4 protein-coding genes are annotated in these 11,904 nt (G+C 59.0%); all 4 read left to right on the top strand.

The features are described from left to right. The first annotated feature begins 180 nt into the window (after positions 1-180). Positions 181-3,558, top strand: a complete 3,378-nt coding sequence (gene treS, locus CJ255_RS19135; RefSeq protein ID WP_097645694.1) for a maltose alpha-D-glucosyltransferase — start codon at positions 181-183, stop codon at positions 3,556-3,558. 154 nt (positions 3,559-3,712) lie between these two features. Further along, complete coding sequence (gene glgB, locus CJ255_RS19140; protein WP_174714083.1) at positions 3,713-6,067, top strand: 1,4-alpha-glucan branching protein GlgB; 2,355 nt, start codon at positions 3,713-3,715, stop codon at positions 6,065-6,067. Between the two features lie 144 nt (positions 6,068-6,211). Continuing rightward, on the top strand, positions 6,212-8,638 hold the full coding sequence (locus CJ255_RS19145) for a DUF3536 domain-containing protein (protein WP_097645695.1): 2,427 nt from the start codon (positions 6,212-6,214) through the stop codon (positions 8,636-8,638). Between the two features lie 9 nt (positions 8,639-8,647). Beyond that, a complete protein-coding gene (gene treY / locus CJ255_RS19150; RefSeq protein WP_097645696.1) occupies positions 8,648-11,734 on the top strand; it encodes a malto-oligosyltrehalose synthase in 3,087 nt (1,028 codons plus the stop codon). The last annotated feature ends 170 nt before the right edge of the window (positions 11,735-11,904 follow it).

Genomic DNA, 11,904 nt, shown 5'->3' on the forward strand with positions numbered 1-11,904 from the left:
TTGGATGCCGACTAATGGTCTTCCAGAAATTAATCCGGTGTCGCGGCACGGACTAGACCTGATAGATATGCCAGATCTGCGAGGTCTGGTTAGCGGATTATTTACTGGAAGACCATAAGTCGGCACTCCAACTATAAAGCTGGAAGGCCGTTTCTAAAACCTTGTCAAACTAGGGTGATCATGAGTGTAAGCAGACAGCCGCGTTCCAGGCATCCCCAAATCTTCACGGGCGATCCGCTCTGGTATAAGGACGCGATCATCTATGAAATTCACGTCCGTGCTTTCGCTGATAGCGGTGGCGATGGGATTGGCGACTTCAAAGGGCTCACGAGTCGCCTCGATTACCTGCAAGAATTGGGCATTACGGCGATCTGGCTCTTGCCCTTCTATCCCTCTCCGCTCAAGGATGACGGCTACGACATCGCTGATTATACCGATGTGAACCCCTCCTATGGCGATATTGCCGATGTGCGGACGTTTATCCGCGAGGCCCATCGCCGTGGGCTGCGCGTGATTACTGAGTTGGTCTGTAACCATACCTCCGACCAACACCCCTGGTTCCAGCGTGCCCGCCGCTCACGCCCCGGCACGTCATTCCGCGATTTCTATGTCTGGTCCGATAATCCTAATAAGTATAAAGATGCGCGGATTATCTTTAAGGACTTTGAGACCTCCAATTGGACCTGGGATCCGGTGGCGGGAGCCTATTTCTGGCACCGTTTCTATAGCCACCAGCCCGATCTCAACTTTGAGAATCCCGCTGTCCATCGCGCAATTGTCAAGGTGATGGAGTTTTGGCTCGATATGGGGGTGGATGGCTTGCGTTTGGATGCCATTCCTTACCTCTATGAGGAGGAGGGCACCAACTGCGAGAATCTGCCCCAAACCCACACCTACCTCAAGCAACTGCGGGCCCATATTGATGAAAAATATCCGGGGCGTATGCTGCTCGCTGAGGCGAATCAGTGGCCTGAAGACCTGATCTCCTACTTTGGGGATGGCGATGAGTGCCATATGGCTTTCCACTTCTCGGTGATGCCACGGCTCTATATGGCGGTGCATCAGGAGAATCGCTTCCCGATTGTGGATATTATGCACCAGACGCCCTCGATTCCCGATAATTGCCAGTGGGCGATCTTTTTGCGTAACCACGATGAGTTGACCCTGGAGATGGTGACTGATGAGGAGCGGGACTATATGTACCGCACCTATGCGAGTGATCCCCAGGCACGCATCAATCTGGGCATCCGCCGCCGCTTGGCGCCGCTGCTGGGCAACCATCGCCGTAAGATTGAGTTGATGAACGGCCTGCTCTTTTCGCTTCCTGGTACACCTGTGCTATACTATGGCGATGAGATTGGCATGGGTGACAATATCTACCTGGGTGATCGCAACGGTGTGCGGACGCCTATGCAGTGGACAGGCGACCGCAATGCGGGCTTTTCGCGTGCCAATCCGCAGCGCCTCTTTTTGCCGGTGATTACCGATCCTGAGTACCACTACGAGATGGTCAACGTCGAGAACCAGTCAGCCAACCAACATTCGCTGCTCTGGTGGACGCGCCGCCTGATTGCGCTACGTAAGCGCTATAAGGCTTTCGGACGCGGCACACTTGAGTTCTTGCACCCCGAAAATCGTAAGGTGCTGGTCTTTGTGCGCCGCTATGAAGATGACCTGATCCTCGTGATTGCCAATCTCTCGCGCTTTGTCCAAGCCGTAGAGGTTGACCTCTCCGCCTTTCGCGGGATGATGCCGGTGGAGATGTTTGGTCAGGTGGAGTTCCCCGGTATTACGGAACATCCCTACATGTTCACCATTGGCCCCCACAGCTTCTACTGGTTCCACCTCGTGCCCCAGCGGGTCGAGGGTATGCGCCCCGATAGCGTACCCACCGACAGCGCCGAGCCGGAGTTGATTACGATTGAAGCGGGCGGCTGGGATGCGATCTTCTACGATGGGCGGCAGGTGCAGTTGGAACACGTCCTGCCGCAGTACATGCGCCCGCGCCGCTGGTTTGGTTCCAAATCGCGCAAGATCAAGTCGGTCACGATTAGCGATACGATCATTGTGCCCTATAGCTACGGCCTGGCCTACCTTGTACTCGTCAGTGTGCAGTATATTGAGGATAACAGCGAGATCTATTTGCTGCCGATGGCCTACGCCGAAGGCGAACGGGCCCACGAGATTCTGCAGAATAACCGCCACGCGGTGATCGCGGGCATGCGCTTCCAGCAGAGCCAACAGGAGCCGGGGCTTATCTATGATCCGCTGGTGGATCGGGAGTTCTGTAGTGCCCTGCTCGAGTTGATTATGGGCCGCCGACGGCTGCGCGGTGAGCGCGGCGGCGAGTTGGCTGGCCTTGGTACCCGTACCCTGCGTGCCCTCGCGGGGACTGGCACCAACCTCGACCCCTCAGTGATGCGGGGGGAACAGAGCAATACCTCGATCAACTTTGGGGGCCGCCTGATTATGAAGCTCTATCGTAAGCTCGATCACGGTGTTAACCCCGATCTTGAGGTGAGCCGCTACCTCACTGATGAGGCCAATTTCCAGCATACGCCCCCCTTGGCCGGTGCGCTGGAGTATACCCGCCCTGGGCAGGAACCAACCACCCTGGGGATGCTCCAGAGCTTTGTGCCCAATGAGGGCGATGCCTTCGGCTTCTCGCTCGATGTGCTCCGCAGCTACTTCGAGGATGTCCTCGCCGAACCCGATCTGGCCGCACCCACGAGTGAAGCGACGCTCACGGCGCTGCTCGATGCGCCCGATGCGCCGCCCGCACCCTATGCCGATTTCGTCGCCGCCCACCTGGAAGCGGCGCGCCTGTTGGCCCAACGCACCGCCGAACTGCACCTTGCCCTCGCCCGTGGTCGTTCGCCCGCCTTTGCGCCCGAACCCTTCTCGCTGCTCTACCAGCGCGGCCTCTTCCAGGCGATGCGCAGTCAGGCCAGTGCCACCTTCCAGGGCTTGCGCAAACTGCTGCCCAAACTGCCCGACCATGTGCGTGATGATGCGACCCGCCTGCTCAGCCATGAAGCTGAACTGACCGCCCGCTTCCGCCGCATCACTGCCGGTAAGATCGAAGCGGCCCGCACCCGTATCCACGGCGACTACCACCTTGGCCAGGTGCTCTATACTGGCAAGGACTACATGATCATTGACTTTGAGGGCGAGCCAGCGCGCCCCATCAGTGAAAGGCGCATTAAACGCTCACCGCTGCGCGATGTCGCAGGGATGCTGCGCTCCTACCAGTACGCCGCCTACAGCAGCCTCTTTACTCGCCTAGAGTCAACCACCGTTTCGCCCGAAGAGGAGACCAACCTGCGCCAATGGGCCGACTTCTGGGCCTTTTGGGTCAGTGCGGCCTTCCTCAATAGCTACCGCGAAGCCGCCAACGGGGCTCCCTTCATGCCCAACAATCGCGCCGACCTAGAGACCCTGCTGGAGATCTTTATTCTGGAGAAGGCGATCTATGAGATTGCCTACGAGATGAATAACCGACCTACATGGCTCGGCATTCCGTTGTCTGGGGTGTTGCGTCAACTTGAGACTGAGTGATTTGGGGAAACCAAGTTTCCCCAAACCCCGGTTAAAGAATTTTTTTCCATTCGTGTTGGCGGCTTCGCCGCCAACACGAATGGAAAAAGATAATTTGGGGCGTAGCCCCAACAGCCCCCAACTATCATCATAGCTTACGAGAGGTAACCAATACATGTCCGAAGAACAAAAGAAACCACGCCGCAGCCGTGCGAAGTCCGCTGAGGAGCAAGAGACACCCAAGGTCGCTGAACAGGCCGCCGAGAAGCCCAAGCGGGCACCGAAGAAGCGCAAGGCCGAAGGGGATGTTGCCCAAGTGGCTTCGACCGAATCCTCACCAACCATGCCAGTGTCCGAAGCGCCCGCCGCGCCGCCCGAAGCGCCCGCCGCGCCGCCCGCTGAATCCAAGGGGGTCACCGTGCCCGCCGAGGAGGCTGCGGCCCTAGCGGCTGAAGCGGCGCTCGCCGCAGTGCCCTCCGAAGATGATGGCTCTGGGCCGATGGCCGCTACCCCCGAACACTACGTGGAGCCGCCGCAGTCGAGTGCGTCGAGTGATGCGGTGGCTGCGGCGGTGGCCGCCCATCCCACTAGCGCGTCGCCCCACCCCGTGGCTGCGATTCCCACTGCGCCCCCGCCTGGTTCGCCCTTCCTGACCGATGATGACCTCTATATCTTTGGTGAGGGCAACCACTTCCGCCTCCATGAGAAGATGGGTGCCCACGTCACTACGATTGATGGCCAAGAGGGTACCTACTTCGCCGTCTGGGCCCCCAATGCCGAGTATGTGGCGGTGATTGGCGATTGGAACAATTGGCACGCGGGCCTCAACCCGATGCAGTTGCGCGGCAACTCTGGCATTTGGGAAGCCTTTATTCCTGGGGTGGTGAAGGGCGCATGCTACAAGTTCCACGTCTCTTCGCGCTACCACGCCTACAAAGAGGATAAGGCCGATCCCTTTGCGACCACCAATGAGATGCCGCCGCGTACCGCTTCGATTGTCTGGGATCGTGAGTATGAGTGGGGCGATGAGGAGTGGATCCAGCAGCGTACCCAGTCCCAAAACCTGAATGCGCCCATGTCTATCTATGAGGTACACCTTGGCTCGTGGATGCGGGTGCCCGAAGAGGAGGGGCGCTCACTTAGCTACCGCGAGATTGCGCCGCGCCTCGCAGAACACGTCAAGCGCTGTGGCTTTACCCACATTGAACTGCTGCCCATCACCGAACACCCCTTCTTTGGCTCGTGGGGCTACCAGACCACTGGCTTCTTTGCGCCAACGAGTCGCTATGGGACGCCGCAGGATTTCATGTATTTCGTGGATTACCTGCACAAAGAGGGGATCGGGATTATTCTCGATTGGGTGCCATCCCACTTCCCCACCGATGGCTTTGGTTTGAGCTATTTCGATGGAACCCACCTCTACGAGCACGCCGATCCGCGTAAGGGCTACCATCCCGATTGGGGGAGCTACATCTTCAACTATGGGCGCAATGAGGTGCGGAGCTTCCTGATTAGCTCGGCGCTCTGTTGGCTCGATAAGTTCCACATTGACGGCCTGCGCGTAGACGCCGTGGCCAGTATGCTCTACCTCGACTACTCGCGCAATCCGGGTGAGTGGATTCCCAATGAGTATGGCGGCAATGAGAACATTGAGGCGATCATGTTCCTGCGCCAGTTTAACACCGAGGTCTATAAGAACTTCCCCGGTGTGCAGACGATTGCCGAGGAGTCAACCGCATGGCCGATGGTCTCCCGTCCAACCTATGTGGGCGGGCTGGGCTTTGGCTTCAAGTGGGATATGGGCTGGATGCACGATACGCTCTCCTACTTCCACCGCGATCCGATCTATCGCCGCTACCACCACAATGAACTGACCTTCCGTGGGCTCTATATGTTCAGCGAGAACTATGTCCTCTCTGTCTCCCACGATGAGGTGGTGCATGGCAAGGGTTCGCTGCTGGATAAGATGTCGGGCGATGTGTGGCAGAAGTTCGCCAACCTGCGCCTGCTCTACGGCTACCTCTTTGGCCAGCCGGGCAAGAAATTGCTCTTTATGGGCTGTGAGTTTGGCCAGTGGCGCGAGTGGAAGCACGACGAGAGCCTCGATTGGCACCTGCTGATGTTCCCCTCGCACCAAGGGGTCTTGACCGCCCTCGCCGATCTGAACCGGCTCTATCGCACCGAGCCGGCCCTGCACGAACTGGATTGTGATGCCGAGGGCTATGAGTGGATTGATGCCAATGATGCCGATAATAGCACCTATGCGTTCCTGCGCAAGGCATCCAACGGCGACCAGATTCTTGTGCTGATGAACTGTACGCCGGTGATCCGCGAGAGCTACCGCGTCGGCGTACCGCGTGGTGGCTGGTGGCAGGAGTTGTTCAATAGCGATGCCAAGGAATACTGGGGCAGCGGCGTTGGCAACGCTGGCGGCGTCATGGCCGAAGAGCAGCCGAGCCACAACCGCCCCGCTTCGCTCGTGGTTGACCTCCCGCCCCTCGGTGCGCTCTTCTTCAAGAGCCAGGGCTGATCTGGTGGAGGGATGCGGGGGAACCATGTTCCCCCGCACACCCTCTTCGCCCCAAGGGGGGCGGGGGAACATGGTTCCCCCGCATACCCCCTTGTAAAGGATGGCGCGGGCTGCGCTTGCCGCAGCCCGCGCCATAAAAAAACAATGGCCGAACGCTACATCTGTATCCACGGACATTTCTACCAGCCCCCGCGTGAGAATCCCTGGATTGAGGCGGTTGAGCAGCAGGATTCGGCCTATCCCTACCACGATTGGAACGAGCGCATTACCGCTGAGTGCTACGAAGAGAATGCGGCTTCACGTATTCTTGACGAGCAAGACCAGATTGTGCGGATCGTCAATAACTATAGTCGGATTAGCTTCAATGTGGGGCCCACCCTGCTCAGTTGGTTGGCCGAAAAGATGCCTGCGGTCTATGAGGCGATTCTTGCTGCCGATGATGAGAGCCGCCGCCTCTTTGGACGCGGCTCGGCCATGGCGCAGTGCTACAATCACATGATTATGCCCCTGGCTTCGCAGCGCGATAAGCTGACCCAGGTGCGTTGGGGGATCCAAGATTTCCTTTTTCACTTTGGGCGCCGCCCGGAAGGGATGTGGCTGCCTGAGACGGCGGTTGATCTGGCTACCCTGGAGTTGATGGCCGATGAGGGGCTGAGTTTCACCATCCTTGAGCCGCATCAGGTGAGCCATTGCCGCAAGTTGGGCGATGCGGTCTGGAGTGATGTGCGTGACGGGCGGATCGATCCGACGCGCCCCTACCTGGTGCGCTTGCCGAGTGGGCGCACCATCGCCGTCTTCTTCTACGATGGCCCGGTCTCGCGTGCGGTTGCCTTCGAGCGCCTCTTGGTCAGTGGGACGATCTTTGCTAACCGTATTGCCAGTACCTTCACCGAGTATCGCCCTTGGCCTCAGATTGCCAACATTGCGACCGACGGTGAGACCTATGGGCACCACCATCGCCACGGTGATATGGCGCTGGCCTATGCGTTGCAGTATATCGAAGAGCGCGGGTTGGCCAAATTGACCAACTATGCCTCCTATTTGGCCGAGTATCCGCCTACCCACGAGGTGCAGATTGTTGAGAACACTGCGTGGAGCTGTGTTCATGGCGTGGGCCGCTGGAATAGCGACTGTGGCTGCAATTCGGGCGGTAACCCTGGCTGGCGTCAGCATTGGCGTGCCCCCCTGCGCGCCGCCCTCGACTGGCTACGCGATACCCTCGCGCCCCGCTTCGAGGGGCTGGGCCGGCGTCTGCTGCATGATCCCTGGGCTGCCCGCGATGATTATATTACCCTGGTACTCGACCGCTCGCTTGAGACCCGCAACGCCTTTCTCCAAAACCACGCCCGCGAACCACTTGATCCCAGTCAGTGCATCAGTGTGCTGAAACTGATGGAGATGCAACGTCACCTGATGCTCATGTATACCTCCTGCGGCTGGTTCTTCGACGATCTGGCCGGTATCGAGACGGTGCAGGTGATGATGTATGCCGGGCGGGCGCTGCAACTTGCGCGCGAACTCTTTGGTGAGAACTACGAACCCGCCTTCCTTGATCGGCTTGCGCGGGCCCAGAGTAATAATCCCAAATTGGGCGATGGCCGTGCCATTTATGAGCGGCATGTGCGCCCCGCCATGGTTGATCTGCGTAAGGTCGGCGCCCACTATGCCATGTCCTCGCTCTTCAAGAGCTATGAGGAGCGCGACCAAGTCTATTGCTTTAGCGTCGTGCGCGAAGATTTTCAGCTTATCCCGTCGGGTAAGTCGCGTCTGGCCCTGGGGCGCATCCAGATCACCTCAACCATTACCGGCGATGAAGCACACCTCATCTTTGGCGTCTTGCACCTAGGCGACCATAATATCTCCGGGGGGGTGCGCGAATTCGAGAGCAGCGAGAGCTACAACACCATTGTGGCGGAATTGAGTGAACTCTTCTTACGCGCCGATATTCCGGGGGTGTTGCGCCTTGTGGATCGCTACTTCAGCCAAGAAGCCTATTCGCTCAAAGCGCTCTTTGGCGACGAGCAGCGCAACATTATCAACACCGTGCTCGATTCGAGTCTCGCGGAAGCCGAGGCGGCCTACCGCCAGATTTATGAGTACCACGCGCCCCTCATGCGCTTCTTGGCCAGCTTGGGGACGCCGGTGCCGCGTGAGTTCCAGATTGCCGCCGAGTTTGCGATCAATACCGAGTTGCGCCGCCTGCTTCAGGCCGACGCGCTCGATCTTGATCGCATCCAAGCCCTGCGTAACGAAGCCACCCGTTCCGGTGTCACCCTCGACAGCCCAGGTTTGGGCTACGCCTTAGCCCGCACCATCGAGCGCATCACCGAACAGTTTCGGGCTAATCCCGAAGCGATTGGCCAACTGCACCAACTTGATGAAGCCGTGGGCCTCGCCCATACCATGGCCTTCGAGGTGGATGTCTGGAAGATCCAGAATGTCTACTACGAGCTCTTACAGACGATCTATGTCGAATTCCAGGAAGAGGCGCGCCAAGGCTACGCCGATGCGCGGGAGTGGGTTGCGGCCTTCACCGCCCTTGGTCGGCGTCTGCGTTTCCGTTTACCATAAAATAGCCATATGACAACACCATTAGAACAACTCTTTAGCCGTCTGCCCCGTCGTGCGCCCCAGGCAACCTATCGCTTGCAGCTTAATGCCGATTTTCCGCTTGATGCTGCGGCAGAGGTGAGTGCCTACATTGCCGAATTGGGTGCCAGTGATGCTTATGCCTCGCCCATTCTAACAGCGCGGGTGGGTAGTCCCCACGGCTATGACATCACCGATCATAGCCAGATTAGCCCCGATATTGGGGGCGAAGAAGCCTTTGATCGCTGGAGTGCTGCTTTGCGCCAGCATGGTTTGGGCCTCATTCTTGATGTAGTGCCCAACCACATGGGCATTGGCGATCTGCGTAACAACTGGTGGCTTGATCTGCTGGAAAATGGCCCCAGTTCGATCTATGCCCACTATTTTGATGTGGAATGGGATCCGGTGCCTTCCCAACTGCACAACAAAGTGCTGCTGCCGGTGCTGGGGAACCAGTATGGCGATGTGCTTGAAGCCGGTGAACTGCAACTCAACTATAACGATGGCGCCTTCTTCCTGACCTATTGGGAGAACACCTTCCCCGTCAATCCGCGTAGCTACCGCATGATCCTAGAGTATCGGCTTGAGGCGCTGCTTGAGCAACTCGGGGCCGATGACCTTGATGTGGCGGAGTTGCAGAGTATCATTACTGCTCTCTCCTACCTGCCGCCGCGCACCGAGACGGCACCGGATAAAATTCAGGAGCGTAACCGCGAGAAAGAGGTGATTAAGCGGCGCATCAATAATCTCTACCAGCAGAGCGAACCCTTCCGCCAAGCTATCGCTGAGACACTGGCCTATTTCAATGGCACCCCCGGCGACATGCGGAGCTTCGATGCCCTCGATGCGCTGCTCGGTGAACAGCCCTACCGCCTCGCCTTCTGGCGCGTCGCCGCTGAGGAGATCAACTATCGCCGCTTCTTCGATATTAACGAACTGGCCGCGATTCGGGTTGAATTGCCCGATGTGCTTCAGGCGACCCACCAGCTTGTCTTTCGGCTGATCGCCAGCGGGCAGGCCAATGGGCTACGCATCGATCACCCCGACGGCCTCTGGAATCCGCCCAGCTACTTTCGGCAGTTGCAAGAGAACTTCTTGGCCTACTGGGCCGCTGCCAATCTGCCCGGCAACGAGGAGGCGGTGCCCGACAGCTTGGCCCCCGAGGTGAGTACCTGGATCGAGCAGGAATTGGCCGAACCGGCCCCCGCTGGCCCATTGCTGCGCTGGCCGCTCTATGTCATCGCCGAGAAGATCCTTACCGACGGCGAGACCTTGCCCGAAGATTGGGCCGTTGAGGGTACCACCGGCTACGATTTCCTCAATGAACTCAACAACATCTTCGTTGATCAGCGCAACCGCAAAGCCCTCGATCGGCTCTACAGCGATGTCGCCGGGCCGCGCCCCAATTTTGCCAACCTGGTCAATAGCAAAAAGAAGGAGATCATGCTCGTCTCGCTGGCCAGCGAGATCAACACGCTCAGCCACATGCTCGACCGGCTGACCGAGAGCAATCGCCGCTTCCGCGATTTTACCCTCAACAGCCTCACCTTCGCCATCCGTGAGGTCATCGCCAGCCTGCCGGTCTACCGCACCTACATCAGTGGCCCCGGCACCGTCACCCCCTGGGACGAGCGCTATGTCGAAGCGGCGATCCGCGATGCCCAGCGGCGCAACCCGCGTACCGCCGGGCTGATCTTCAACTTCCTGCGCGATACGCTGTTGCTACGCAACCTTGAGAGCTTTGACGAAGAAGCCCGCGACGAAGTGGTACGCTTCGTCATGAAGTTCCAGCAGATCAGCGGCCCCGTGATGGCCAAGGGGGTTGAAGATACCACCTTCTATGTCTACAACCGGCTCATCTCGCTCAACGAAGTGGGCGGGCACCCCGAACACTTTGGTGGCAGCGTAGCCGAACTGCACCGCCACGCCAGCACCCGCGCCCGCCGCTGGCCCCACTCCATGCTCAGTAGCTCCACCCACGACACCAAGCGCAGCGAAGATGTCCGCGCCCGCATCAACGTCCTCTCCGAAATCCCTGCCGAATGGCGGCAGATGGTCAACCGCTGGAGCCGTCTCAACGCCCGTAAGCGCAGCGAAGTGGACGGCCAACTGATGCCCTCGCGCAACGACGAGTACCTGCTCTACCAGACCTTGGTGGGGGCTTGGCCTGATCAGTGGGAAGAGGATGCGGGGAGGCGAGATGCGGAGAAGCGAGAGGCGGCAGCGACAGAAAGCAAGCCCTATCTTACCGCCCCTAGCTTACCGCAGTTCAAAGAACGAATTGTGCGCTACATGGAGAAGGCCACGCGGGAGGCAAAAGTCTATACCAGTTGGGTCAACCCCAACGCAGCCTATGACGAAGCGGTACGCAAATTTGTTGAGGGCATCCTTGAGCCCCGGCGCAGCACACGCTTCCTTGACAGCCTCAACACCTTTGCGGGGCGCGTGGCCTACTTTGGGCGCTTCAACAGCCTCGCCCAGACCCTCGTGAAGATCACGGCACCAGGGGTTCCCGACATCTACCAGGGCACCGAGTTGTGGGATTTGAGCCTGGTTGATCCCGATAATCGCCGCCCGGTAGACTTTAGCTTACGGCGCGAAGTCTTAGCTGACCTAAAGCAGCGCATGGCAGCCGGCGAACAAGCAGCCCTCGCCAACGAGTTGCTGGCCCAGGCTCATGATGGCCGCATCAAGCTCTATATGCTACACAGCACCCTCATGCTCCGCCGCGAAAACCCGGAGCTCTTTGCTGGGGCCGACTACCTACCACTCAATGCTATAGGCGAACAGGCCGAGCATGTGGTGGCCTATGCCCGGCGTAGCGCGGCAGGCGAAGTACTCATCGTCGTCCCGCGCCTCAGCCTAACCTTAGCACGCGGCGAAGTGACGCCACCCACCGGCGATCTCTGGGAAGACACATGGCTCGCCCTCCCCGACGCGCCCATTGGTGCCGCCTACCGCGAGCGCTTCACCGGCCACGAGCTGCATGTGGGCGAACACGAAGGCACCCCCGGCCTCTGGATGAGCGACGTACTGGCACACTTCCCCGTAGCCCTATTGGAAGCGGTAAAGCGGTAAAGCGGTAAAGCGGTAAAGCGGTAAAGCGGTAAAGCGGGAGAGCGAACATAGCAACACAACAAAACCGCGTTACCTTCGCCCCTCTCCCACGTTGTGGGAGAGGCGATGCCCGGTTGGTGAGCCTGTCGAACCAGAGCTTGTCGAAGGGGGTAGGGGGTGAGGGCCATCCT

The sequence above is a fragment of the Candidatus Viridilinea mediisalina genome (genome assembly GCF_002532535.1).
GTDB lineage: Bacteria > Chloroflexota > Chloroflexia > Chloroflexales > Chloroflexaceae > Viridilinea > Viridilinea mediisalina.